The sequence below is a fragment of the Rhodoblastus acidophilus genome (assembly GCF_900187365.1).
Lineage (GTDB): Bacteria > Pseudomonadota > Alphaproteobacteria > Rhizobiales > Beijerinckiaceae > Rhodoblastus > Rhodoblastus acidophilus.
Window position 1 is genome coordinate 233,825 of record NZ_FYDG01000002.1, and the last position, 25,712, is coordinate 259,536.

The window sequence follows — 25,712 nt, forward strand, 5'->3', positions numbered from 1 at the left end:
GGGCGCGGCGCGGCAATGCCGCCGCGGTTGATCAGCGCAAGATGTCGTCGAGGTTGGCGTCGCTCAGATCAACGTTCAGAAACAGCTTGTAAAATCTTTTCGTCTCGGCGCGGAGGTCCAAGGGGAACAGCTCGGGATAAAGCAGATTGGCCAGCCATTGCACGCCAATCGCCCGCATGAAGCTGGGCGGGCGATCGCCCCAGTTGAACGGCAGACGCGGCGCGAAAGCGATGGCGTGCGCGGAGATCGCGGGAACATTGCGCCACACGGGCTGCTCCAACGCCGAGGCGACGAATTGACGGTCCTGCGCCAGGATGAAGTCCGGCTTGTACGCGATCACTTGTTCAAGGCTGCCCGCCTCGCCGCCGCCGTGGTTGGACTGCTGGCAATGGTGGACGTTTTCGCCGCCCGCCAAGCGCGCCTGGCGACGCCCCGGTCATCGGTGTTGGGCGTTGAGCGATCGCGGCGCCTGGGATTTCAAGCGCAACGTGGCATGAGCACATAACGCCTTGTCGATAAACGGACGCGGCGGAAAACGAAAAGGTCGCGAAAGAGCGGACGCGAGGGCGGATCGACGGGGCCGCCGCCATGGCTATCGGCCGCATCCTGGCGACCGACGAAGGGCCTTGCGTTTATAAGACGGACGAAAGGCCAGACGGCTTTCTGTGGGGGTGAAATCTCAAACTTGGCGGCAACCCGGCGATTGCATTCAACTGTAGAGGTAAAATTCGCTCTTTGTAGAGACAGGAAGCCCTAAACCATCTGATTCGACAAGAGAATAACGCCCGTTAACCAGTACATAAGGAAAGATTTCAAAAGATGCCGTTTTCCATTTAAGGTTGTATTAATGACGATTGTTCAGCAATCGTTAACTTAGCGAACGTTCGAGAGCGCTGGAGCGACCTCGATAAAGCAAGGCTAGAGTCCAATGGAAAATCGCATCGACAAACTTGTTGGCGCACGCATCGCCTTCAGGCGAAAGCAACTCGGATTATCGCTGAGCGATGCAGCGAGTTCTATCGATATCGACCCTTTCACCTTCAAACGGTTCGAAGCCGGAACCAAGCGAATTAACGCACGACAACTGCTGACGATCTGCGAAATCTTCGAAGCACCGCCGTCATATTTCATCCTCTGCGACACGGACGCCGAGACATTCCGAGCAATTCGTATTTCCGGAGGCAAAAGCTCAGACTAACCCCCACCGCGCACGCCGGACGGTGCGAACCCGCAGCGTCCGGGCGAATCAAAGGAGGCTAGGGATTAGGTTTTGGCGATATGGCGGAGCTTGAGCATTGCGCCTGACGGTGACCATTTGGCGACCCGCGCTTAGGCCAAGCGTTCTTAAATCTGCAAAGATATTGATTTTATTGGCGCACCCGACAGGATTCGAACCTGTGGCCTCTGCCTTCGGAGGATTTTGGTTAGCTGTTTTCTAGGGTTTTCTACTCTTTTCTAGGCCTTTCCAAAGCACTGAAAAACATGGGTGTTCATACTTCGTTTCCATCACCGGAATATTCCAGCCTATTCCCCCGTTTCCGAAAATGTGTTGACTATTTGTTGACTCGTTTTCGGAAGGCAGTGGCCGCATGGCAAAACTCATGTCGAAGCTCACCAAGCGAATTGTTGACGACGCGGAGGTGCGGCCGAAGGAATATTTCATTTGGTGCGGGGAATTGAAGGGCTTTTGCGTCCGCATTCTGCCGACGGGAAAAAAGACGTATTACGTCGATTATCGGAACAAGGACCGCAAACAGAAACGCATCACAATCGGCCAGCACGGCAAGATAACAACCGAAGAGGCGCGCAAGCTGGCGCTCCAAAACCTGGGCGGCGTCACCAAAGGCGAAGACCCGGCAACTGAGCGCGCGACGCAGCGAACCTCACTCACGGTCAAAGACCTTTGCGCGCAATATCTCGACGCGACCGAAAAGGGCTTCATCATGGGCAAGAAGGGCCAGCCCAAGAAGGCTTCGACCCTCGCCATAGATCGCGGCCGGATTGATCGACACATAATCCCGCTGCTCGGCAAGAAGCTGGTGAAAGACCTCGCACCTGCTGACGTGGCGAAATTCATCCGCGACGTGACCGGCGGCAAGACGGCGACGGTTGAGAAGACCGACAAACTGCGCGGCAAAGCCGTTGTAGAAGGCGGCAAGGGAACGGCGGCGCGAACCGCTGGCCTGCTGGGCGGAATACTCTCGTTCGCCGTCTCTGAGGGCGTCATTCCCTTCAATCCAGCGCACGGCGTGAAGAGGCCAGCGGACAACAAGCGGACTCGCCGGTTGACGCCTGACGAGTACCGGGCCTTTGGGCAAGCTATCCAACAGGCCGAAGAGGCTTGCGAGACATGGCAGGGAACGGCGGGCGCTCGCCTATTGGCCCTGACCGGCTGCCGGTTGCAGGAGGTTGTTCAACTTAACTGGAAAGAGGTTGACGAGGCCGGCGGCTGTTTCCGCCTGGAGGATTCGAAGGAAGGCGCCAGCACGCGGCCAGTTGGTCGCGCAGCCTTCGACGTGCTGAACAGCCTGACGCGCGAGGCTGAAGCAAAATTCGTCCTGCCGGCGGCGCGGCGCGATGATGGCGCATTCGGCGGCCTCGACGGCGCCATTGAACGGCTGGCGAAGCGGGCGGGCCTGGAGGGCGTCACCGCTCACACGCTGCGCCATTCCTTTGGCTCTGTCGCTGGCGATCTTGGCTATTCAGAACCGACCATCGCGGCCATGCTCGGCCACGCCGCCGGAACCGTGACAGGTCGCTATGTCCACCATCTCGACGCCGTGCTGATCGCCGCCGCCGACAAGGTTTCGCGCGCCATTGACAGCTACATGACCGGGAAGGCTGAGGGGAAGGTGGTGAAGCTGCCGCGTGCGAGGGGATAATGGGCTTGCGGCAAAGGGTGCGCAATCTGCGCCACCCAAGCTCCTGCGTGCGGAGGGGGGTGACCACGGTAAAAAAATCGGACACTCACCCCTGCTGCAGTTGCTGCAGTTGCTGCACTTCGCCCTGGTTTTCACCGAATTCGGCGAAAACTCCGGCGCTGCGACCCGACGATGACGACCTAAGCCAAACTTAGGCCGCCGATTATGGTGGCGTCATCCGTTGAGACATTGCAACACTTCGCGGGCCGCCTCCCAAATCGGGGAGCAAAAAAAATCGCAAATGCGCCAGAACGCGAACTGACAAAACTGACAAAACCTCCCGCCACGGCGCGCTGAAATTTTCAGAAACGCTCGGACCCAATACCCCCAAAACCCCCAAAACCTCCCCCGCCATGAAACCGTGAGCGCCGAGATGCGCGCGCTCGGCGTCCGCTTCGCCGTGGTGCCGGATAAGGCCTCGGCCTGATCGCGGGATAGCCGAGCTTGCGGAGATAGATGAAAACCTTGTGCGGGCGAACCTCACGCCCGCACAGGAGGCGCTGGCGATCTCGCGTCGGAGAGATCTACGAACTGCTGCACCCGGAGACGAAGGCGGGAACTGCTGGGGCGAATGCGCGATGGAATGATGCGAGCGACAATTTGTCGTTTGCATCCGCTACGTCCGAAGCTACCGGCAAGGACAAGCGCACGGTCGAGCGCGCCGCCGCGCGCGGCGAGGCCCTTGGCGACGATCTAAAGGCCGTAGAAGGCACGTCACTAGACAAGGGCGTGGAACTGGACGCGCTAGCAAAAAAAGCCCGCCCCACCGTTGGATGATGATGGCGCGGGCCAGCGAGTACGATAACGCCTGACGCCATCGCTATCCTTCAGCTAAGAGCGCTGAGGCAGGAGCGCAAGCGCTATTCAGAAACGAGCTTAACTAAACGTAAAAGCTTGGAGCGCCTCGCCAGTCAGATTTCGCGAACGACCGCGACCGGCGATAAGGGTGACGCGAAAAACGCAGGTTAGGGGCAAGTTTCAGGTTGTATGCCGATCTGGTCGAGGGTTTCCCCCCGATCCTCCTCGACGCGTAACAGCGAACGCCCGTCAGTCCATCCCTGGCGGGCGTTTTCCGTCTCGGATTCGCATAATGATTGTTGTGTTCAGTCGGTGCGGACGAACCTGACGCCATCGCAGGATGCGCAATCTGCGCAACCTCCTGGCGGAAAGAGATCTACGAACTGCTGCACCCGGAGACGAAGCACGGGGGCGACCGCAAGAGTGATCAAGTGGAAAAAAATTCCACTTGTTCTTTCGCTGACGCGACTGCTGGTGCGACTGGGAAAACAGCGCGATCAGTCCGCATGGTCGCCGCGCGTGGCGAAGCTCTTGGCGATGATCTAACATTGTTACCGCCTAGGCCAGCCGTCAACGTCCGGTTTCCCCGTGAGAAACGCTGAATGTATCGCACTTATCACACGACCAAAGGACATTCCTGGAGATAACGCCTTCAATTGTTCTGCTGCTGCTTTTTGTTCTTTTGTCTCGGCAAGCTTATCTATTTCTATTGCGACACAGCGAACCGTGTCCCAATCAACTTCATTGGAAGCCTGCGCCTTCCATAACTCGTCAATTAGAGAATCAATGTAAGTCATTTCTGAACCCGTCAATTGCGCCAGTTCTGTCCAAGCTCATCATCAAACCAGCGTTCTGCGTCTGCGTCAGGACCGCATAGTGATTTGAACCGCAAATAATGACCATACCCTTTTGAATTAAGCCATTCCTTGAAAGCAAGAAAACTTGGCATCTCACCTGAAGAAACGGAAAACCCCGTTTCCTGCGCCCAATCATGGCAAAGTCTACGAATCGCAGGTTCAGCTTCTTTTTTCGTCATCATTCACCCTTAGCCTAACTCCTGTGCCGCCGCCGTTCGGTTCGATGAACTCGACGCCTGCGGCTTCGATGGCGTTGCCGATCCATCAAACGCGCTCTGATGTCGCTTTTTTTGGCTTCGCCTTGCCAGATTTTTCCTGCAATTGCGCGACACGCCTCACCAATTGCCTGACAGTCATAGTCAACGCGGTTTCGATTTCACCGTCTGAAAGATTCGCCATCGCTTTGGCAATTCGAGCCGCAATATCCAAATCAATCCCATCTTTGAAATCGTCTGTCAGCGTCGCTGCGACAAATTCTCGAAATTTGGCGAGCAATAATTGCCGGTCGGATGATTCGGTTGGAGAAAGCGTTAAGCTGGCCTCGACACCGAAATTAACCAAACGACGAACAGCCTCGGCACGAGGGGGTAAATCAGGCTGAAGCCGCCGCCATCCATCGATGATCGACAGAAATTCGTCCGACACGCGCATTTGGAATTGTTTGTCGTTAGGCATCACGGCACCAGCATGTATTGACATGCATATTCCATGCATGTATGTACATAACGTACCACGGAACGCTCATAGGAGCAACAGCAATGCCCGAATCCACCGTTTCGGCAGACGCCACCGCTTTGCCTTCTCGCCGCCTTTTCCTCTCTGCTGGCCCCGCTGCCGCCGTCTTTGCCGCGCTGGGCGCCGCTGCCGCTGCCAGCCCTGCGAACCCCGACCAGCGAATTTTCGACCTCATCATGGAGATGCGCGCTTGGACGAGCAAAGCGAACTCTCCGGCTTCCGACGAGGACACAACCGCATTTTGCTGCGACCAGCAGGCGGCGCTTTTCCGCCTACTGCTGCAAGAAAAGCCGCAGACCATGCACGGCGTGCGGGCCTTGCTGGCTTATCTTATCGAGGAAATCAGCGACTACCTGTACGACGGCGCGACAATTTCTGTGATGCTGAAATCCGTTCTCGCCAGCCCCGCAATGATGGCGTGAGGACGGCCATGAGCTCAAAACACGATCCTTACGATCTGCTGCACTCAAGTGCGCGGAAAGAGCATCTGGTTGACCAGGACGAGCACATGTTCACCGCATGCTATTTGTCGCGTGCGCTGTGGCTGCTGCTGTTCCGCGAAGGCGACGACGCAATCGACATGGAGGATGAGCGCAACCGCATGGCTGTGAGTGAACTCGCCAGCATAGTCGCCTTTCATGCGAGCGCCGCCGTCACCGTCATGCGTGTTGAGGATGAGGCCGCCCGCCATGCGCGATCCTGACGACTTCACGCAGATCACCGAATTCACGCCGGCCATGCGGGCGCGGATTGCCAATGCCGTCGAGGCGCTGATCTCGCTACTGGACGAGTTCGACGGAGACGACGAAGACGAAGACAACGGCGACCAAGAGGCCTTGTCCGAAGAGGTTCTTGGCGAATTCGACGAGGCCGAGATGATCGATGATGATTGGGAATGCCAGAAAGAAGCCTGGATTCAGCCGCTCCACCTGCCCGGCGGCAATGGCGACTGAGCCAGGGAGAACAACATGCGTATCTCAAGAGATTGGTTTGTGCTGGTTGCCGACCTTTTCGAACACTTAGGGCTTCTGATCCGCGTCAAATGGCTGCGGTGGAGGCTGGCAAGGGCCGTAGCGAGGGCAAAAAGGAGGAAAGGCGACAACGAGTGACAATCGCCGCCATAGCCCCGCACGGTCGCCGCGCGGGGTTTTCCACCGGAGAAGCAAAAAATATCGTAAGAACTTCATATGTGGTTCACGCAAACCATTGACGGTCTAAGCCAACCATGTTCATATGTGGTCTGCTCAAACCTACTGAAAGCGGAACCATGAAACACAATCCTGATTCGCCGGAATTCTCGACCGCCGAAGTTGCAGGCGCTGCCGGCCTTCCGGTTGAGACGCTTCGCACCTGGATCAAGCGCGGCGATATCGCGCTCGTTCACGACACCCCGGACCGGTTCACCCCCGGCACTGGTGGCCGCCGCCTCTTCACGTTTCGTCGAAGCTTGAACATCTGCTTGGCGGCGGAACTCGTTCGCAATTCGATCAGCGTCAAAGAGGCTTCGAAAATCGCGCTCGAGTTCACCGACATGGGCGGGAATGCCGGAGGCTACCGCGAAGGCGAGCTTGTCGATGAACTGAAGAACGTCCGCCTTCCCGGCGATCTGTTCCCGGACGACACTACTATCTTGGTTGTGCGCTTTCCGAGCGACGGCGGCGAGCCGGACGCGAAGGTTGAGCGGCTGAAGGACGCGAAGGACGCGCTGTTTCACATTGCCGGTAAGAACTGCCGTTCGGTCCTACTGATCGACATTGACGACATCTACGCGCGCGCGACCGCGAAGCTGCAGCACTACCGCAACTAGGCCGTCCCTCGTTTCATCGTGGGCCACCCGCAGTTTGATCGGGTGGCCCGAGCCAAGGAAATCAACGAATGACTGAGCATTCCCAACCTTCCCTTGTGGAGGGAACGCATTCGGCTTGCCTGCCGTCGCGCCTGCGCAAGCCCCGCCTCCGGCGTGATGAGGCCGCCGAGTATTTGGGCCTCGTCCACGGCATTCCCATTGCCGTCGCCACTCTGGCGAAGAAAGCCAGCGTCGGCGGCGGCCCCGCCTTCCAGAAGGTCAGCCGAATGGCGCTCTATCCGGTCATCGAGCTTGACCGCTGGGCCAAGGAAAGCCTGGGCGGCCTCCGCACGTCTTCGGCTGACGAGGGGGAGGAATAACAATGACCGCGACCAGCCTCGGCAAGCCGCTCGGCTTCATCCCGTCGCCCTATGGCACTTCGATTGCGGTCTACGGCGACCGCGACGACGAAAATTCGTGGGTCCATGACATTGAAGGCTGCATGGACATGGCCGGCGTTTATGGCGCCGCCAATCGCGCGGCCTGCCGCGCTGCGTTCAAGGCGCGCGCCGGTAACAGCATCACCTTCGACATCTTCACCGACCACGGCGGCCGTAAGGTTCCTAAAGTTGCCCTGCCGCGTCCGCGCCAGCCGGTCTATCCGACCTTGCCGCGCGGCTGCGACATGGACATTCCGATTGAAAACTGGATCACACTCGCGCTGGAGTGCTCGAACTGGACGACGCGCGCCGACGCGCTGATTGACATCTGCCATTCGAATCTTACGCACGCGGACGGCTTCACTCTGCCGCCGGAAATCCACGCCATCGCCCTCCAGATATTGCTGACCGCAACCGTCGAGCACATGCCCGACGAGGAAATCGACTGCATTGAGGCGGCGGCGATCTACGCCTTTACCAATCACGCCGAATGGTCCCGCGCGGGCGTCAAGTGGCTCGCGCCGTTCAACAAGACGTGGTTCCGCGATTGGGTTGCGAAGCGTCCGAAGTATCGGACCTTTGCCGCTGCCGTGCGGCTGGTTGATCCCGACTTGCCGGCTTGGATCGACGGGGGCGGCAATGCTTAGCGCCGCCCCGACCCTTCAAAGCGCCAGCGCGCCCCGCGTCGCCTCCGATCTTATCTGGCTCAAGCGCGACGCGCTGGCGGAAAACGCCGCTTTGCTCGCCTCGTTCGCTCTCTCACTGGAGCAATCTGCAATGCGCGGGCATGACTATGAAAGCGAAATTCACGCGCGCCAGCTTCGCGCCGTGCTGCTTCAAATCATCGAGCTTGTGAAAGAACTGCGGGCCAGCGGCCAAGGTGGTGAGAAATGAATTACCCGCCGGGATATCATATGTGGTCGCGAGATAAACAAGACGCCTATTACGCCATGAGGATCGAAGAGGATCGTCAGCGCGCTGCGCCTGCCGCGACGCCGCTCTCTGTCGTTCCGCTGCCGGGCGTCCGCGCCGATGGCCGCCCTTCTCTGCCGTACGCGCCGGCAACGGGGAGCGCGCCGTCCTGGCCCGAGCCGAAGCCGATTGAAGCGACCCTGCCGGCGGTGGCGCCGTTCGATCCCGAGCTTCTGCCGCCTGTCTTGCGGGACTACGTGTTTGACGTTGCCGAACGCCAGCAATCGCCGGCTGATTTCGTCGCCGTCGCGGCCTTGTGCGGCCTGTCGGCTGTGGTCGGAAACAAGGTCAGGATTCGACCGAAGCAACACGACGATTGGGAGATTGTGCCGAACCTGTGGGGCGCTCTCATTGGCGCGCCAAGCATGATGAAGACGCCGGCCGCGAAATCCGCTCTCTGCTCGATCTACGCCATTGAGGCGGGCTTGCGGAAGGAATGGGAGTCGGCGCAGCGCGAAGCCGATATGGAAGATACGCTTTCCAGCCTGGACGCCAAGGAAGCCAAGAAACGTGCGGAAAAGGCTTTGAAAGCTGGCGACCGCGACGAGGCGAAGCGGCTGCTCAACGAGGCCTCCGGCGGCGGCGACCGCAATGAGGTTCCGTGTCCGCGTCTTGTCGTGAATGACGCCACGGTCGAGAAGCTGGGCGAGTTGCTGAACGAAAACCCGCGCGGCCTGCTGCTCGTCCGCGACGAATTGCCGGGCTTCCTTGCGAAACTCGAATCCGAAGAATTCCAAAGTGACCGCGCCTTCTATCTTGAAGCCTTCAACGGCGACGGACAATTCACCTATGACCGCATCGGGCGCGGAACCGTTCATATTGAAAATGCCACGCTGTCTATCATCGGCGGCGTTCAGCCGTCACGCATCGCCCCGCTCGTTCGCGGCGCCATGTCGGGCAGGAGTGATGATGGATTGATCCAACGACTTCAGCTTTCCGTCTGGCCCGACCCCGTTTCAGAATGGAAATACACAGACCGCCGCCCAAGCGCCGAGGCGCGCGAGAAATACGAAGAGGCGTTTCGCCGGCTGCATGACTTTTCCAGCAAGATCGAAGAGCCGGCTGTATTCGGCTTCTCTGCCGTCGCTCAGGACATGTTCAAGACGTGGATGACAGAAATTCAGACCGAGGCGCGTTCGGGCAAGCTGCCGACCGTCATGGAAAGTCACCTTCTGAAAATGCCCAAGACCATTTGCTCTATCGCGCTTATCTTCCACCTTCTCGACGGCGGCGAAGGGCCTGTGACCGCCGAGGCGGCGGCGCGTGCGTTCGATTGGGCTGATTACCTCCGCACTCATGCCAACCGGCTTTATTCTGCCGGGAGCACGATGGCGGAAAGCGGCGCTAAGTTGATCTTGGAGCGGCGGGCGCAATTGCCGGAAAAATTCACGGCGCGCGACATTCAGCGCAAAGCGTGGGCTGGCATTGCGGACCGTGACGCCGTGGCCGACGCAATTGATATGCTCGTCTCCCATGGCTATTGCCGCGAAGAATTGTCTGCCGCGTCGCCTGCTGGTGGGCGTCCTACCGTCTCCTATATCTGGAATCCGCGCATCAAGTCTGAGGGCTGAACATGGGACGCTGGCTTACTTCCGTCCGCGCTGCTGACGAGGAAAAAAATTCAGAAACGCGCCAAACCGGAACTGACGAAACTGACAAACCCCCGTTTGAGCCGGTTTCGTCAGTTTTGTCAGTTCGCAACCGGAGCGAATTTGAAAAATTTTCCGACCAGCCCAAAGCCGGCGCGGGAGGTTTTGTCAGTTTTGTCAGTTCGCGTTCTGAGCATTTTCGAAAATTTTCGCCCCTCGCCACTGACCACGCCGAACGCGCCGCGCTGTGCTGCGATGATATCCCGCCGGCATACGTCAACGCCTGGACACGCCTTTGCACGCGCCCGCCAGATGGAACCGCGACCGACGAATGGAACATGGCGATTAGCGACGGCGCACGGTTCTTCGCCGCATGGGGAGAATGGGCCGCGCGCTGGAATTGGACAGAGGCGGAACTGTTTGACCTGCCGCACGACGGCGCGCTCGGCGGCCTGCTTTGGTTTATCCAGGGCCGCAAGGTCGAAGCGTTCGGGCCTGACCATTGCCGCCTTGAGGATGAGGCGATATTTGATCGCGGCACAGTTGGAGGCGAAAGGATAATATTCAAGCAATAGCTAGAATATTACAGCGCGCTTAAATTGCCTTATCTTGCTGTTTTGTGTTTTTATTGCTTGATTTTTATATGATAATTGCCGCCGACCTTAAGGCGGACATGCTCGAAAAGCTTAAATCATTCTTTGCCAGCGAGACGAAAGCGGTATCTGCGCCGCTGTCGTCTCCCGCTGTTCTGGAAATCTTCAACGCGCCCCCTGCGGCCTCTGGCGTTCCCGTTGACGCCTGGGCTGTGCTGCGCTGTCCGGCTGCTCAGAATGGCGTCCGCATCATCGGGGATGCAATCGGCACGCTCGACGCCCGGCTTGTTAAATGCGACGGCAAGGACAAGGGGCCGGTCACGGATCACCCCGTCGCGCGCCTGCTGAAGCAGCCGAACGGCTGGACGGGCGAAACCGAGTTCAAGCGGCAGCTTATTCAGGACGTTCTGATCTGGGGAAACGGGCTTGCGCTCGTCTCCCGCGTTCGCGGCGAACCCCGCGAGCTTCATCGCATTGACCCGCGCGCCTGCTCGATCACGCTCGATCTGGACACGACGGAGCCGCGATACAGCGTCGCCATGCAGAACGGCGGTTCTCGCGAGTACAGCTATGGGGATATCGTCCATGTTCGCAATCTCACCCTGGACGGCGCGCGCGGCCTGGGCCTCGTCAATCTCGCGGCTGAAGCTATCGGCGTCGCTTCGGTTCTTGAACGCCATGCCGCCGGATTATTCTCTCGCGGCGCTCGTCCTGCTGGCTTGCTCGAATATGCGGGCAAGCTAGCCGCTGAGGCGAAAGCGCGACTTGCTGCAAGTTTCCAGTCTGGTTTCGGCGCCGCCATCAATGCCGGGCGCACGCTGGTTCTTGAAGACGGAATGAAATTCGTTCCGCTGCAACTCGCCAGCACCGACGCTCAGTTCTTGGAGAACCGCAAATTTCAGGTTCTCGAAATCGCCCGCTGTCTCAATGTGCCGGCGGTCCTGCTGAACGACCTCGAACAGGCGACTCTCAACAATGCGGAATCGCTCGCGCAGCAACTGCTTGATCGCACCATCGTCCCCTTGCTCGAACTTTTCGAAGACGCCTTGGAGCGTGCGCTGCTGACGCAGGAAGAATGCGACGCCGGATATGAAATCGAATTCGACACCAGCAACTTTACGCGCGCCGACACGGAGAAGCGTTTCGCCGCGTACAAGTCCGGCATTGAAAGCGGCGTCCTCGTCCTGAACGAGGCCCGCGAGCGTGAAGGGCTGCCGCCGGTTGCTGGCGGTGATGAACCGATGCGCAGCGTCCAGACGATCCCGCTGAATTCGACCGCCCCAAATTTAGGGGTGTCGCCTGAACCGACACCCTCCACCCCGCAGGTTTCGTTTCAGACTGAAACAAAACCCCCGGCCGATCCCGCGCCTGTCGCGCCCAAGCGCCGAACCTCCAAGGCCAGCAAATGACAGACGAGACGAAGACACTTGCGCTTGAATTGAAGTGGTCCGCCGACGCGGAAACCTCTGGCGCGTTCGAAGGGCTTGCGGCCGGCTACGGCAATGTTGACCACGGCGGCGACGTGTTCGCGCCTGGCGCTTTTGCTGACAGTTTGAACGAACACAAGTCCGCCGGAACCCGCCCCGCGCTGCTGTGGCAGCATGACCCGGCTGAACCCATTGGCGTTATCGACGCGCTGACGGAAACCGCCGCCGGCCTGTCGATCAAGGGCAGACTTGCAATCGACACGCAGAAAGGCCGCGAGGCCTATTCGCTCGCCAAGATGGGCGCCGTTTCCGGCTTGTCAGTTGGCTACCGCACCAAGCGCGCCAGCCGCAGCGCGAAGGGCGTCCGCGAAATCAAATCCGCCCACCTGGGCGAAGTCTCTCTTGTCACTGTGCCGATGAATGACCGCGCCCGGCTGACGAGTGTGAAAACCGCCGCGACGGCGAAAGGAAAGAGCATGACCGATATCGATACCGACGCGACGGAACTCGCGGAACTCAAGAGCAAGATTGCGGACCTGGAGGCCAAGGGCGCGAAGGTCGACAACATCGAGGCCGAACTGAAAAAGGCGCTGGACCGCGCCGACGCGCTCGAACTCAAGATGAACCGCCCCGGCGCGGCGCGCGTGAGCAAGGACGAGCTGGCCGACCTGCAGAAGAAATCCTTCAACGCCTTCCTTCGCGGCGGCGTCGGCGCCCTTGGCGACAATGAGCGCAAGTCGCTGGGCCTGGAAGGAAAGAGCATGACGGTTGGCGATCCGAATGCGAGCGTGTTTGCGCCGCCGGAATTCGCCAGCGAGATCATTCGCAACCTCGTCCAGTTCTCTCCTGTTCGCACTGCCGCCCGCGTTATGTCCATCGGCGCGGCCGAAGTGAAGATTCCGCGTCGCACCGGCAATTTGACCGCCGCGTGGGTGACCGAAACCGGCGCTCGTTCCGGCTCGGACGCGACCTATGACAACGTGACCGTCGCGCCGGGCGAACTGGCTTGCTACGTCGATGTTTCGAACCAGCTTCTTGAAGATTCGGCCTACGATATCGCCTCCGAAGTCTCCTATGACCTGGGCGAAGAATTCGGCCGCGCTGAGGGCGCCGCCTTCGTCTCCGGCGACGGCGTGAACAAGCCCAAGGGCATTCTCACTGACACCAACATCGCGAAGGTGAAAGCGGGTTCGACCACGGCGATTACCGCTGACGCTCTCGTGTCGTTCTTCTACAAGCTGCCGTCGCCCTATGCGAACAACGCCGTGTGGATGATGAACCGCAACACCATCGGCGTGATCCGCAACTTCAAGGACACGACCGGCCGCTTTCTGTGGGTTGACAGCCTCCAGGTCGGCGCGCCGCCGCAGCTTCTCGGACGCCCGGTCATCGAGGCCCCCGATATGCCCGACATTGCCGCCAGCGCCCTGCCGATTGTCCTGGGTGATTTCTTCCAAGGCTATCGGATTGTTGACCGCGTTTCGCTGGCGCTGCTCCGCGATCCCTTCACGCAGGCGACCAGCGGCCTGACCCGCTTCCATGCGCGTCGCCGCGTCGGTGGACAGGTTGTGAAGCCGGAAGCGTTCCGCACTTTGCAGATGGCCACCTGACAACAATTCGAGGGCGATGGATGACGGCGACACGGCCAGCCGAACAACGAAAAGCAACCTGCCCGCCCTCAACGGTTCAGACATGCCGTGTTCCAGGGTTCAAGGTTGCAAGGCCACTCTTATCCTCACTTTGAGGAACACCATGATTACCGTGATTGAAAAAGCTTCAGGACAAAACCTCACGACGCTGGCGACCGTGCTTGATGAACTCGACGCCAGCATGGACGATAGCGCCCGCCTTGATCGTCTGATCGCGTCGGTTAGCTCCACCATCGCGCGTTTCTGCAATCGCACGTTCGCCTTGGAGCGCGTCGTGGAAACCTTCGACCTCAGTTTGAGGACGGACAAGCTCGTCTTGTCGCGCTGGCCTGTCACTGAAGTTGTCTCTGTCATGATCAACGGCGACACGCTGGCCCCGTCCGCTTGGAAGCTGGGTGTTGATGGCGTCGTCTATCTCGCGTTGCCCTATTTGGGTGTGGTCGAGGTGGATTACCGCGCCGGCTATGTGCTGCCGGATTCGACTGATCGGACGCTGCCCGCTGATATCGAGCAAGCGGCGCTCAAACTGATCAATCTCGAATGGTCTTCGCGTGGCCGTGACCCGCTGCTGCGCTCCGAGATTGTCGAAGGCATTGGCCGCACCGATTACCAAGTCGGCGGCGTCGCCATGCCTGCCGATGTCGCTTCACTGCTTGCGCCCTATGTCCTGCCTGGGGTGGCCTGACATGCCCTATGCCGCCCCTCGCCATTGTCCGCGTGGTCACCCTGCCTTCACTGGCCCTCGCTGTCCTGTCTGTGCCGCTGAAGTTAAGGCAAGGGCAGAAGCGAACCGACCGTCAGCACGCCAGCGTGGCTATGACACCAAATGGCAGAAGGAGAGCAAGACTTTCCTCGCCCTGCCTGAGAACCGCTATTGCGCCTGTGGCTGTGGCCGCCTCGCTGACATGGTTGACCACATCAAAGCCCATAAGGGCGACCAGCGGCTGTTCTGGTCCCGCTCGAACTGGCAACCGATGCACCATGGCTGCAACACCCGGAAGGCGATCCGAGAGGAAGGCGCCTTCGGAAATAGACCGGGGGGTGGGTCGAACATACGAGCGGAGGGGGCGAACCGGCCTATAGGACTTGCGCGCAATATTACGGAAAACAGGGGTTTTGAGAAATGAGAGGCCGGAAGCCGAACCTTGCCGTCATTGAAGGCGGCCTAAATCCGGGCCGTTGCCCTGGCGCTCCGTCCTGGTTGTCGTCTCAGGCGAAGGCGGAATGGAAGCGCGCCGCTCCGGACCTGAACGCGCGCGGGCTGCTCAAGGTCGAGATGATGGCCACGCTGGAGGCCTACTGTGTCGCCGCCGGACAGGTGCGCGAATACGAAGAAATCATGCTCCGCGATGGGCGCCTGGTGACTGGCGTTAACGGCGAAAGCAAGACGCATCCTGTCTTCAAGATGCAATCCGCCGCCATGCGTGAAGCGCGCTTGCTCGCCGCCGAACTTGGCCTGACGCCGCATCGCCGCATGACTGGCAAGCAGGACGAGAAAGACAAGGGTGATGGCTGGGACTCCGATCTTCTCGCCTGATCCTGGGCTTTATCCTGATCCTGATGGCCGCGCCGAACGCATTTGCCGTTTCGTGCGCCGCCTGCGGCTATGGGAAGGACGATTTGCAGGCGAGCCGTTTAAGCTTTCGCCATTTCAAGAGGCGATCATTCGGCGGATCTATGGCCCGAGCGCGCCAGACGGCGGCCGGCTTGTGCGGACGGCTTGCATCTGGATACCGCGCGGCAACGCCAAGACGACGCTCGCCAGCGCGCTTGCCCTGGCGCATTTCATGGGACCGGAGGCCGAAGCCGGCGGGCAGGTTGTGCAGGCCGCCGCCGACCGTGAGAACGCCGGCATCGCCTTCAAGCATTCATGGGAGATGGTGAAGCAGGACCGGGCGCTGTCGGCGCGCGTCTCGCCTGTTGAAAGCCGCAAGCTGCTGAACCATCCAAAGACCTCCAGCGTGTTGAAGGCCATTTCGTCCGAGGCCTACAGCAAGCACGGCATGAACGTCTCTTTCTTCCTGGCGGATGAAGTCCACGCATGGGCGCCAGCGGAGGCGCGCAAGCTGTTTAAGACCGTTCAGGACTCCATGGTGAAGCGGGAACACCCCTTATCCGTCATCATCTCGACGGCCGGCGAAGGGACCGGCGGGCTTGCCTGGGACCTGTGGGATTACTCGCATAAGGTCGCGAGCGGCGAGATTGAAGACCCGAGCTTCGCACCGATCATTTTCGCAGCGCCGGCGGAAGCCGATTGGCGCGACGAAGCCGCATGGCACGCCGCCAACCCGGCGATTGAGGCCGGCTTTTGCTCGCTGGAAGAATTGCGAATCAAGGCGCGACGGATCGAACATTTTCCTTCCGAGATTGCCGACTTCCGCCGGTTCCACCTCAACCAATGGCAGGAAGGCGCGGCGCAACCATGGGTGGCGCTGGAGCTTTACGACGCCTGCGAGCCTATGCCGGATCGCGCGGACCTGCTGGGGCGGACCTGCTGGGTTGGCGTTGACCTATCCAGCGTCGAGGATTTGACGGCGGTGGTCGCGGTTTTCCCCTCAGAGGGTGAAAACGGCAAGGTCTATGACGTGCTGCCCATGTTTTTCCTGCCAGAAGCCGGGCTGGCGCGCAAAGCCGAACGTGACCGGGCGGATTACGTGCGCTGGCGCGAATCGGGCGTCCTGAAGGTCACGGAAGGGAACGTGATCGACCATAAAGCCGTGGTCGAGCATGTCGCCGCGCTGGCGGAAGATTTTGACGTGCAGGAAATCGCAATCGACCGCTGGAATTCGACCGCGGTGAACGTGGCGCTTCAGGAGGAGGGCTTTACCGTCGCTCAGTTCGGACAGGGCTTCGCCAGCATGGCCGCGCCGGTCAAGGAACTGAAGCGGGCGATTCTGTCCGGCTCGTTTCGGCATGGCGCAAATCCGCTGCTCCGCATGTGCTTCGCGAACGTGGTCGCGGAAACGGACGCGGCGGAAAACGAGAAGTTCACAAAAGAGCGGGCGCGTGGGCGAATCGACGGGGCCGTCGCCTCCGCCATGGCCGTGGGCCGCATCCTGGCGACCGACGAAGGGCCTTGCGTTTACGAAACGGAAGAAAGGCCAGACGGATTCCTGTGGGTGTGACGCCTTGAGGGTTTCGGGGGTTTTGGGGGTATGTCTCCAAGCCGTTTTCGAAAATTTTCGGGGTTTCGTCAGTTTTGTCAGTTCGCAGTTTGAGCGTTTTCGAGTTTTTTTGTTGATTCCCAAATGGGGGAACAGCGCCCGGAGTGTCGCAATGTCGCAAGAGTCGCAGGGGGCGACGGCAACCCTGACGGTTGTTTCGGTCGAGAAGGTTCAGAAAGGCCGGCTGATTGGCTTAGCCGTGGTCGAAGTCGAGATTGACGGCATTCCGACGCTTATGCAGGGCTTCAAAATCATGCGCCTGCCTTACGGCGGCCTATCATGTGAGTTGCCGTGCTTTCGACACCCCGATGGGCGCTGGCTTCCAGCCGTGGTTCTGACTGAAGAGCTTACCAAGGCGATTGCCGACGAGGTTTTGACGATCTTCGCGGCCGCGTGAGTCTCTGTCTTTTGTTGACTATTTGTTGACTCGGGCTTGACCGGCGCTTTGCAAAATCCGCGAAACCGTTGATTTTATTGGCGCACCCGACAGGATTCGAACCTGTGGCCTCTGCCTTCGGAGGGCAGCGCTCTATCCAGCTGAGCTACGGGTGCCTGACTCCTGTTTAACAAATGCGCTTCGTTCGGCAAAGCGTTTTGTTCGGTTTGGGTCCGTCGCGCTTTCGTGTAAGTTCGGCCTCCCTCCTTTCAGAACACGCGAATGACAGAACGCTCAAATCCCCTTGCGCCCGGCGATCACGTTTTTCTCGTCGATGGCTCGAACTTCATCTTTCGCGCCTATTTCCAGTCCATCCGTCAGGATCAGAAATATAATTACCGCGCCGACCGGCTGCCAACCGGGGCCGTGCGCCTGTTCTGCGCCAAGCTGCTGCAATTCGTCCGAGAGGGCGCGGCCGGGATCAAACCCACCCATCTCGCCATCATTTTCGACAAGAGCGAAAACTCGTTCCGCAAGGAAATTTACCCGCTCTACAAGGCGAACCGCTCGGAGCCGCCGGACGACCTTGTGCCGCAATTCCCCCTGTTCCGCGCGGCGGTCCGGGCGTTCGGGCTCGAGCCGGTCGAGCAGGACGTCTATGAGGCCGACGATCTCATCGCCACCTACGCCCGGCACGCCGCGCAAGCCGGCGCCGACGTCACCATCATTTCCGCCGACAAGGATTTGATGCAGCTGGTGCGCCCCTGCGTCTCCATGTTCGATCCCGCCTCCGGCGAGCGCGAGGAGCGGCGGATCGGGCGCGACGAGGTCGTCGCCTATTTCGGCGCGCCGCCCGAAAAAGTCGTCGATGTTCAGGCGTTGGCCGGGGATTCCACCGACAATGTGCCGGGCGCGCCGGGCATTGGCGTCAAGACCGCCGCGCAATTGATCGGCGACTATGGCGACCTCGACACCCTGTTGGCTCGCGCCGGCGAAATCAAGCAGAACAAGAAGCGCGAGACCCTCACCGATCCCGCCGTAATCGAGAAGGTGCGGCTGTCGAAAAGGCTGGTGGCGCTGGTCGATGACGTCGCAGTGACGACGCCGCTGTCCGACTTGCGCCTGCGCCAGCCCGACGGCAAGACGCTGGTCGGCTTCCTCAAGGCGATGGAATTCTCCACGCTCACCCGCCGCGTCGCCGAGCTGTTCGACGTGGACGCCGGCGCCATCGAGCCCGATCCCGCCTTTATCGGCGCGGGCGGCTGGCGCGGGCGCAATGGCGAGCTTTCCAGCCGCCCCGTCATGGAAGAAGCCGAGGCGGAGCCGACGCCCGTCGCCGTCGCCGTCGCCGGTCCGGCGGCCCTCGCCGCCGCGCGGGCGCAAGCCGCCAAGGCGCCGGTCGAGCGCGACAAATATCTTTGTGTGTCCTCGCTCGATCAGCTGCGCGAATGGGTGGAGGCGGCGTTCGAGGCCGGCTTCGTCTGTTTCGACACCGAAACCGATTCCCTCGACGCGCTGCAGGCCAATCTGGTCGGCCTGTCGCTGGCGCTCGGCCCCAACCGCGCCTGCTACATTCCCATCGGCCACAAGGCCGGGGCGGAGGATCTGTTCGGCGCCGATCTGGTCGAAGGCCAGTTGCCTCTGCGCGAGACGCTCGATCTGCTGAAGCCGCTGCTGACCGCCGATTCCGTCATCAAGATCGCGCAAAACGTCAAATATGACTGGCTGGTGATGGCGCAGCACGGGATCGAGGTCGCGCCGGTCCAGGACACCATGCTCGCGTCCTACACGCTCGACGCCGGCCTCAACGGCCATGGCATGGACGAGCTTTCGCTGAAATTTCTGGAGCATCGGCCCATTCCGTTCAGCGAGGTCGCCGGCCAGGGCAAGTCGTTCATCGGCTTCGCCCGCGTTCCGCTCGACAAGGCGGCGGAATATTCGGCCGAGGACGCCGATGTCACGCTCAGGCTGTGGACCGTGCTGCAACCGCGTCTGGTCGCCGAGGGCATGGCCACCGTCTATGAGACGCTGGAGCGGCCGATGCCGCTGGTGCTGGCGCGGATGGAGCGGCGCGGCGTCTGCGTGGACCGCGCCATCCTGTCGCGGCTGTCGGGCGAATTCGCGCAGGATATGGCGCGGCTGGAGGCGGATGCGCATGAAATAGCGGGCGGGGCGTTCAACCTCGGCTCGCCCAAGCAGGTCGGCGACATTCTGTTCGGAAAGTTCGGCCTGCCCGGCGCCAAGAAGACCGCCACCGGCGCCTGGTCGACCTCCGCCAGCGTGCTCGACGATCTGGCCGAACAGGGCAATGAACTCGCCGCCAAACTGCTGGAATGGCGGCAGGTGCAGAAGCTGCGCTCGACTTATGCCGAAAACCTGCCGCGCTATATCAACCCGCAAACCGGCCGCGTTCACACCTCCTATTCGCTGGCGGCGACCTCCACCGGGCGGCTGTCGTCCTCCGAACCCAACCTGCAGAATATTCCGGTGCGCAACGAGGCCGGGCGCAAGATTCGCCGCGCCTTCATCGCCGCGCCGGGGCAAAAACTGATTTCGGCGGATTATTCGCAAATCGAATTGCGGCTGCTCGCCCATATCGCCGACATTCCCCAGCTCAAGCAGGCGTTTGCGGAAGGTCAGGACATTCACGCCCGCACCGCGTCGGAGATTTTCGGCGTTCCCGTCGAGGGGATGCCCGGCGAAATCCGGCGGCGCGCCAAGGCGATCAATTTCGGAATCGTCTATGGCATTTCCGCTTTCGGCCTCGCCAACCAGCTCGGCATTTCGCGCGAGGAGGCGGGCGCTTATATCAAGCTCTATTTCGAGCGTTTTCCCGGCATTCGCGTCTATATGGACCGCACTAAGAAGCTGTGCCGAGAACAGGGCTTTGTCAGCACCCTGTTCGGGCGCAAATGTCATTATCCCCGCATTGCCGCGAGCAATGCGTCCGAGCGCGCGTTCAACGAGCGCGCCGCGATCAACGCGCCGATCCAGGGCGCGGCGGCCGACATCATTCGCCGCGCCATGATCCGCATGGACGCGGCGTTGGCGAACGCCGGACTTGCGGCGAAAATGCTGCTGCAGGTGCATGACGAACTGGTGTTCGAGGCGCCCGACGCCGAGGTCGAGGCGACGCTCGCCATTGTCCGCACGGTGATGGAGGAGGCCGCCCTCCCGGCGGTCGATCTCTCCGTGCCGCTGCGGGTCGAGGCGCGCGCCGCCGACAACTGGGATGAAGCGCACTAACCAGGAGGGCGCCCTGGCGGCAAAGGCGGCCCCCATGCGGCGGGCCGCCTGAAATCTTGCGTGACGCCAACTTTATTCAGCGCGCGGCCTTGGCCCTTTGGAAACCAATCGCGCGGAACGCGCTTGCCTCCGGCGCCGCGTGGGAGCAACTCTGGATTGTACTCGCAATTCAGAGCGCATGGATGTTCAGTTCTTCCTTTCGCCGGCCGTCAATGGCCGGATGGCGCGCCTGGGGGCGGACGCTCGCCGGACTCGACGACGCCCGCGGCGACGATGAGCTTTACGCGCATCTCGTCCGCTCGCTGTTTCCTTCGCCGGCGGCGATGCTGGCGGCCAATGTGATGGGCGCGGGCGTCGCCGCCGCCGCATGGTGCATGACGCGGGACGGCGCGTTCCTGGTCGGGCTGGCCGTGCTGATGATCTCCGGTTTCGCCCGGATGCGGCTAATTTTAGAATATCACGAGCGGGCCGCGCGCCCGATGCGGCGCGCCGACCATGAGTCTTACGATCTCCGGTTCTTCGCCTGGTCGCTGCTGTTCGGAATCGCCATCGGGCTGGTCAGCGCCCGCACCCTGTTCTATCCGATGTCGCTCGGCATCCACGCCCTCGGCGTGGGCGCGGCGATCGGCTACGCCATGGGCTTTGCGGCGCGCAACGCCGGCCGGCCGAACCTTGTCCTGTCGCAACTGCTGGCGTGCATCGTCCCGCTTCTTCTGAGCTACGCCTGGACCGCGCCGCCGCATACGCCCGTCTATCTGATCTTGCTGTCCGGCGTCATCATTTCCAACGTGCGCGTGACCCGCACGCTGAAAGACAATATCGTCCAGCACTTTCACGCCACGCTCGAAACCGAGAAACTCGCGCGCGTCGACGCGCTGACGCAACTTTCCAACCGCCACGCCTTCTCGAGCCGGCTCGACGCCGCCATCGCCGAACATCCCGAAAAGCCGTTCGCCATCCTGTTTCTCGATCTCGACCGGTTCAAGGAAATCAACGACACGCTGGGCCACAGTTTCGGCGATGCGGTGATCCGCGAAATGGGCCGCCGCCTCGCCGCGCTCGCGCCTCACGCGGCCGGACTCGCGCGTTTCGGCGGCGATGAATTTCTGTTGCAGCTCGACCAGACCGACGCCGCCGCCATCGACGCGCTCTGCGCCAAGGTGCAGGACTCCCTGAGCCAACCCTTTGAGGCCGAAACGCTTTCGACCCGCACCACCGTCACCATCGGCGTCGCGCTCTACCCCGACCATGGCGCGACGCGCGAGGAGCTGTTCCGCATGGCCGATATCGCGCTCTATGAGGCGAAGGCGCAGGGCGGCGGCTGCTGGCGGCGGTTCGACGCCGCCCTCGCCACCGAGATGGAGCTGCGCCGCGTGCTGGAGCGCGACATGCGCGCGGCGATCGACCGCGGCGAGTTCGTCGCCTTCTTTCAGCCGATCTATAACCTCCGCGACCGCTCGGTGGTCGCCTGCGAGGCGCTGGTGCGCTGGCGCCATCCGGCCAAGGGCCTGATCAGTCCGGCGCTGTTCATTCCCATCGCCGAAAAGAGCGCGATGATCGAGGAAATCGGCGCGCATATCCTGAAAGAAGCCTGCCACGCCGCAGCGACATGGCCCGCGCATGTGGCCGTCGCCGTCAACATCTCCGCCGCGCAATTCGTCCGTCCAGACCGGCTCATCACGACGGTGCAGGAGGCGCTCGCGGCCTCGCGCCTGCGGCCCGACCGGCTGCATCTCGAGATCACCGAATCGCTGCTGCTGCAGGATTCCGCGCTGACGCGCCGGGCCATCCAGCGCCTCGTCGAGATCGGCGTGAAATTCGCCCTCGACGATTTCGGCGCCGGCTATTCCTCGCTGTCCTACCTCAAGGATTATCCGTTCTCGAAGGTGAAGATCGACCGGACGTTCACCGAGAGCCTGATGTCCTGCGCCGCCTCGCCCTCGATCGTGAAGGCGGTGGTGCAGATCGCCGCCGACCTCGCGCTCGACGTCGTGGTCGAAGGCATCGAGACGGTGGAGGAGGAGGATCTGCTGCGCCGTCTCGGCCCGAGCCAGGGCCAGGGTTTTTTGTTCAGCAAGCCGCTGCCGCCGGAAGCGACGCGCCGCCTGTTCGCCGGGGAACAGGCGGCGCGGCGATCCGCATGAGCGGACCTTTCGTCACCGCACCCGAATATTCGCCATTTCCTGGCCGTCCTCGCTCATCACATGGGTCGAGCAGGCGAGGCAGGGGTCGAACGAATGGATGGTGCGCAGGATCTCCAGCGGCTGCTCGGGATTGACCATGGGCGTGTTCATCAGCGACGCCTCGAAGGCGCCGATGTTTCCCTTGGGGTCGCGCGGGCTGCCGTTCCAGGTGGTGGGCACCACCGCCTGGTAATTGTCGATCTTGCCGGCCTTGATCTTGACCCAGTGGCCGAGCGCGCCGCGTGGGGCCTCGCTGAAGCCCACGCCCTTGACCTCGTCCGGCCAGGTCTTCGGGTCCCATTTCTCGACATTGGCGGTGGAGCTGTCGCCCGCTTTGATGGTGGCGATCAGTTTTTCGTAGAAATGGCGCATTTTATAACCGGCCCACTGGCTCTCCAGCGCGCGGGCGGCGGTGCGGCCGATCGTCGAGAACAGGGCCTCGAACGGCAGGCCGAGATCCCGGAGGAACTTGTCCACCGGCTCCTTGAACTCCGCCTTGCCCTGAGCGTAGCCGACGGTCCAGCGCGACAGCGGGCCAAGCTCCATGGCGTGGCCCTTCCAGCGCGGCGACTTGATCCAGCTGTATTTGCCGCCCTCGTCGAGGCTGTCGATGGCGAGCTTGTCGCCCTTGGTGTTCGGGCCGAGTTCGTAATGCGGCTCGGTCACGCCGTCCCAGGGATGCAGGCCCTGGGTCTCGTCCGGGTACTTGTACCAGCTGTGGGTGACAAACTCCTGGATTTGCTGGGGATCGCGCAGATCGACATCGTGGATCTCCGTCAGCTTGCCGTTGATGATGGCGCCGCGCGGCAGCGCGAGGTTTTCCGGCGAATAATCGTTGGCGCGCTCGGGGATGTCGCCATAAGCCAGCACGTTCTGACTGGAAATGCCGCCGCCATACAGCCAGTCCTTGTAGAACGAGCCGATGGCCGCGATGTCCGGCACGTAGACTTCGTCGTTGAACTGGATGATGCGCGCGATGATCTCGGCGACATAGTTCAGCCGCTCCATATTGAGCGCGCCGACGCCGCCGACGCCATCGACATTGATCGGACAGGGCACGCCGCCGACCAGCCAGTTCGGATGCGGGTTCTTGCCGCCGAAAATGGTGTGGACCTTGACGATCTCCTTCTGGAAATCGAGCGCCTCCATATAATGCGCGACGGCCATCAGATTGGCCTCGGGCGGCAGCTTGTAGGCGGCCGAGCCCCAATAGCCGTTCTTGAACGGGCCGAGCTGGCCGCTCTCGACGAATTTTTTCAGCCGGCTCTGCAAGTCCTTGAAATAGCCGGGCGAGGACAGCGGCCAGGGCGAAATCGACTGCGCCAGCGCCGAGGTCGCCTTGGGATCGGCCGACAAAGCCGAGATCACATCCACCCAATCGAGCGCATGCAGGTGATAGAAATGCACGACATGGTCGTGCACCTGCAGCGCCAACTGCATCATGTTGCGGATGGAATTGGCGTTTTCCGGAATTTTTATGCCCAGCGCGTCCTCAACCGCGCGCACCGAGGTCAACGCGTGGGTTCCCGTGCAGACGCCGCAGATGCGTTCCGTAAACGCCCAGGCGTCGCGGGGGTCGCGGTTTTTCAGGATCACCTCGATGCCGCGCCACATCGTGCCGGTGGAGACGGCGTTGCGGATCACGTTTTGCGAGTCCACGTTCACCTCGACGCGCATATGGCCTTCGATGCGCGTGACCGGATCGACCACGATACGCTTGCCGGATGTGTCGAGTGTGAATCCGTTGGGTGTCTGAACGCTCATTCGTGGTCCTCCTGTCTTTTCAATAGAGAACCAAGCTGTCGCCAAGCCTGTCGCCCGCCAGTTTTGTGCAAGCTTGCGCCCCTAGCGTGCCCAATCGGCGCAGTTCGCGCCACGGAGAGGGCCGTATGGCAGGGGCGGAAAGCTTTTACGACGTGGTGCGCCGCCAGGGGATCACCCGGCGCAATTTCTCGAAATTCTGCTCGCTCACCGCCGCCAGCATGGGGCTGGGCGCGACCGGCGCCGCCGAGATCGCCCATGCGCTGGAGACCACCCCGCGCGTGCCGGTGATCTGGATGCACGGCCTGGAATGCACCTGCTGTTCCGAAAGCTTTATTCGCTCGGCGCATCCGCTGGTGAAGGATGTGGTGCTGTCGATGATCTCGCTCGATTACGACGACACGCTGATGGCGGCGGCTGGGCATCAGGCCGAGGCGATCCTGCAGGAGGCCCGCGAGAAATATAAGGGCAAGTATATTCTGGCGGTGGAGGGCAACCCGCCGCTCAACGAAGGCGGCATGTTCTGCATCGACGGCGGGCGTCCGTTCGTGCAGAAGCTGAAAATGATGGCGGCCGACGCCATGGCGGTGATCGCCTGGGGCGCCTGCGCCTCGTGGGGCTGCGTGCAAGCGGCAAAACCCAATCCCACCCAGGCGGTGCCGATCGACAAGGTCATTTTCGACAAGCCGATCATCAAGGTGCCGGGCTGCCCGCCGATCGCGGAAGTCATGACCGGCGTCATCACCTTCATCAATACATTCGGCAAGATGCCGTCGCTCGACCGGCAGGGCCGTCCGTTGATGTTCTATTCGCAGCGCATCCACGACAAATGCTACCGCCGCCCGCATTTCGACGCGGGCCAGTTCGTCGAGGAATGGGACGACGAATTCGCCAAAAAAGGCTTCTGCCTCTACAAGATGGGTTGCAAGGGGCCGACCACGTACAACGCCTGCTCGACCGTGCGCTGGAACGACGGCGTGTCCTTCCCGATCCAGTCCGGCCACGGCTGCATCGGCTGTTCCGAACCGGATTTCTGGGACCAGGGGCCGTTCTATTCGCGGCTGACGCGCATCCCCATGGGCAATGTCGAATCCACCGCCTATGACGTCGGCGCCGCCTCGGCCGCCGTCGTCGGCACGGCGGTCGCCGCCCATGCGGCGGTGTCGGCGGTCAGCCGGGCGCGCTTCAAGATGGACAAATAGCCGACCGACGGGC

General features: G+C 61.3%; 26 protein-coding genes and 1 tRNA gene. 21 read left to right on the forward strand and 6 right to left on the reverse strand.

What is annotated here, in order from left to right:
* Positions 1-31 precede the first annotated feature (31 nt).
* Positions 32-415 (reverse strand): TroA family protein, encoded by a 384-nt coding sequence (locus tag CFB24_RS06345; protein WP_088519748.1) that lies wholly within the window; start codon positions 413-415, stop codon positions 32-34.
* Between the two features lie 513 nt (positions 416-928).
* Between CFB24_RS06345 and CFB24_RS06350 the strand changes: the two genes are divergently transcribed.
* From CFB24_RS06350 to CFB24_RS22450, 3 genes are all read left to right on the forward strand, one after another.
* A complete protein-coding gene (locus CFB24_RS06350; RefSeq protein WP_088519749.1) occupies positions 929-1,198 on the forward strand; it encodes a helix-turn-helix domain-containing protein in 270 nt (89 codons plus the stop codon).
* Between the two features lie 403 nt (positions 1,199-1,601).
* On the forward strand, positions 1,602-2,882 hold the full coding sequence (locus CFB24_RS06355) for a tyrosine-type recombinase/integrase (protein ID WP_088520101.1): 1,281 nt from the start codon (positions 1,602-1,604) through the stop codon (positions 2,880-2,882).
* 495 nt (positions 2,883-3,377) lie between these two features.
* Positions 3,378-3,698: a hypothetical protein gene (locus CFB24_RS22450; protein ID WP_141098370.1), complete on the forward strand. Its 321-nt coding sequence runs from the start codon at positions 3,378-3,380 to the stop codon at positions 3,696-3,698.
* 572 nt (positions 3,699-4,270) lie between these two features.
* On the opposite strand, the gene CFB24_RS23005 is transcribed toward CFB24_RS22450, so the two are convergent.
* The 3 genes from CFB24_RS23005 to CFB24_RS22470 form a co-directional block, all read right to left on the reverse strand.
* Positions 4,271-4,516: a hypothetical protein gene (locus tag CFB24_RS23005; protein WP_158255124.1), complete on the reverse strand. Its 246-nt coding sequence runs from the start codon at positions 4,514-4,516 to the stop codon at positions 4,271-4,273.
* Positions 4,517-4,527: 11 nt separating this feature from the next.
* Positions 4,528-4,755, reverse strand: a complete 228-nt coding sequence (locus CFB24_RS22460; protein ID WP_146610571.1) for a hypothetical protein — start codon at positions 4,753-4,755, stop codon at positions 4,528-4,530.
* Positions 4,756-4,840: 85 nt separating this feature from the next.
* Positions 4,841-5,275 (reverse strand): hypothetical protein, encoded by a 435-nt coding sequence (locus CFB24_RS22470; RefSeq protein WP_141098372.1) that lies wholly within the window; start codon positions 5,273-5,275, stop codon positions 4,841-4,843.
* Between the two features lie 59 nt (positions 5,276-5,334).
* Between CFB24_RS22470 and CFB24_RS06360 the strand changes: the two genes are divergently transcribed.
* The 15 genes from CFB24_RS06360 to CFB24_RS06435 all read left to right on the forward strand — a co-directional run bounded on the left by CFB24_RS06360 (position 5,335) and on the right by CFB24_RS06435 (position 17,328).
* A complete protein-coding gene (locus CFB24_RS06360; protein WP_141098373.1) occupies positions 5,335-5,733 on the forward strand; it encodes a hypothetical protein in 399 nt (132 codons plus the stop codon).
* A gap of 8 nt (positions 5,734-5,741) precedes the next feature.
* Positions 5,742-6,014: a hypothetical protein gene (locus CFB24_RS06365; protein WP_111390649.1), complete on the forward strand. Its 273-nt coding sequence runs from the start codon at positions 5,742-5,744 to the stop codon at positions 6,012-6,014.
* A complete protein-coding gene (locus tag CFB24_RS06370) occupies positions 6,001-6,264 on the forward strand; it encodes a hypothetical protein (RefSeq protein ID WP_088519752.1) in 264 nt (87 codons plus the stop codon). Before CFB24_RS06365 ends, CFB24_RS06370 begins: the two co-directional genes overlap by 14 nt.
* Positions 6,265-6,578: 314 nt before the next feature.
* Positions 6,579-7,118 (forward strand): MerR family transcriptional regulator, encoded by a 540-nt coding sequence (locus CFB24_RS06375; protein WP_158255123.1) that lies wholly within the window; start codon positions 6,579-6,581, stop codon positions 7,116-7,118.
* A gap of 68 nt (positions 7,119-7,186) precedes the next feature.
* On the forward strand, positions 7,187-7,477 hold the full coding sequence (locus CFB24_RS06380) for a thioredoxin domain-containing protein (RefSeq protein WP_244593083.1): 291 nt from the start codon (positions 7,187-7,189) through the stop codon (positions 7,475-7,477).
* A gap of 2 nt (positions 7,478-7,479) precedes the next feature.
* On the forward strand, positions 7,480-8,184 hold the full coding sequence (locus tag CFB24_RS06385; protein WP_088519754.1) for a hypothetical protein: 705 nt from the start codon (positions 7,480-7,482) through the stop codon (positions 8,182-8,184).
* On the forward strand, positions 8,177-8,431 hold the full coding sequence (locus CFB24_RS06390; protein WP_088519755.1) for a hypothetical protein: 255 nt from the start codon (positions 8,177-8,179) through the stop codon (positions 8,429-8,431). The genes CFB24_RS06385 and CFB24_RS06390 overlap by 8 nt, the downstream gene beginning before the upstream one ends.
* Positions 8,428-10,080 (forward strand): YfjI family protein, encoded by a 1,653-nt coding sequence (locus CFB24_RS06395; RefSeq protein WP_088519756.1) that lies wholly within the window; start codon positions 8,428-8,430, stop codon positions 10,078-10,080. The genes CFB24_RS06390 and CFB24_RS06395 overlap by 4 nt, the downstream gene beginning before the upstream one ends.
* 2 nt (positions 10,081-10,082) lie before the next feature.
* Complete coding sequence (locus tag CFB24_RS06400; protein ID WP_141098374.1) at positions 10,083-10,673, forward strand: hypothetical protein; 591 nt, start codon at positions 10,083-10,085, stop codon at positions 10,671-10,673.
* A gap of 68 nt (positions 10,674-10,741) precedes the next feature.
* Positions 10,742-12,100: a phage portal protein gene (locus tag CFB24_RS06405; protein WP_141098375.1), complete on the forward strand. Its 1,359-nt coding sequence runs from the start codon at positions 10,742-10,744 to the stop codon at positions 12,098-12,100.
* Positions 12,097-13,728: a phage major capsid protein gene (locus CFB24_RS06410; RefSeq protein ID WP_088519759.1), complete on the forward strand. Its 1,632-nt coding sequence runs from the start codon at positions 12,097-12,099 to the stop codon at positions 13,726-13,728. Before CFB24_RS06405 ends, CFB24_RS06410 begins: the two co-directional genes overlap by 4 nt.
* Before the next feature lie 142 nt (positions 13,729-13,870).
* Positions 13,871-14,452: a hypothetical protein gene (locus tag CFB24_RS06415; protein WP_088519760.1), complete on the forward strand. Its 582-nt coding sequence runs from the start codon at positions 13,871-13,873 to the stop codon at positions 14,450-14,452.
* Positions 14,453-14,890: 438 nt separating this feature from the next.
* Positions 14,891-15,304 carry a phage terminase small subunit P27 family gene (locus tag CFB24_RS06425; protein ID WP_088519761.1) on the forward strand — a complete coding sequence of 138 codons (414 nt, stop codon included), beginning with the start codon at positions 14,891-14,893 and terminating at the stop codon, positions 15,302-15,304.
* Positions 15,276-16,892: a terminase large subunit gene (locus CFB24_RS06430; RefSeq protein ID WP_088519762.1), complete on the forward strand. Its 1,617-nt coding sequence runs from the start codon at positions 15,276-15,278 to the stop codon at positions 16,890-16,892. Before CFB24_RS06425 ends, CFB24_RS06430 begins: the two co-directional genes overlap by 29 nt.
* Positions 16,893-17,043: 151 nt before the next feature.
* Positions 17,044-17,328 (forward strand): hypothetical protein, encoded by a 285-nt coding sequence (locus CFB24_RS06435; protein WP_088519763.1) that lies wholly within the window; start codon positions 17,044-17,046, stop codon positions 17,326-17,328.
* A 78-nt stretch (positions 17,329-17,406) separates the two neighbouring features.
* Here the strand turns inward: CFB24_RS06435 and CFB24_RS06440 are convergent.
* Positions 17,407-17,483, reverse strand: a tRNA-Arg gene (locus CFB24_RS06440).
* Between the two features lie 106 nt (positions 17,484-17,589).
* Between CFB24_RS06440 and polA the strand changes: the two genes are divergently transcribed.
* Entirely contained in the window at positions 17,590-20,553 is a 2,964-nt protein-coding gene (polA, locus tag CFB24_RS06445) for a DNA polymerase I (protein ID WP_088519764.1), read from the forward strand.
* A gap of 212 nt (positions 20,554-20,765) precedes the next feature.
* Positions 20,766-22,697 (forward strand): putative bifunctional diguanylate cyclase/phosphodiesterase, encoded by a 1,932-nt coding sequence (locus CFB24_RS06450; protein ID WP_158255122.1) that lies wholly within the window; start codon positions 20,766-20,768, stop codon positions 22,695-22,697.
* Positions 22,698-22,709: 12 nt separating this feature from the next.
* On the opposite strand, the gene CFB24_RS06455 is transcribed toward CFB24_RS06450, so the two are convergent.
* Positions 22,710-24,500, reverse strand: coding sequence for a nickel-dependent hydrogenase large subunit (locus CFB24_RS06455; protein WP_088519766.1), 1,791 nt, complete (start codon positions 24,498-24,500; stop codon positions 22,710-22,712).
* Between the two features lie 125 nt (positions 24,501-24,625).
* On the opposite strand from CFB24_RS06455, the gene CFB24_RS06460 reads away from it, so the two are divergent.
* Positions 24,626-25,699, forward strand: a complete 1,074-nt coding sequence (locus tag CFB24_RS06460; RefSeq protein ID WP_088519767.1) for a hydrogenase small subunit — start codon at positions 24,626-24,628, stop codon at positions 25,697-25,699.
* Positions 25,700-25,712: the final 13 nt, after the last annotated feature.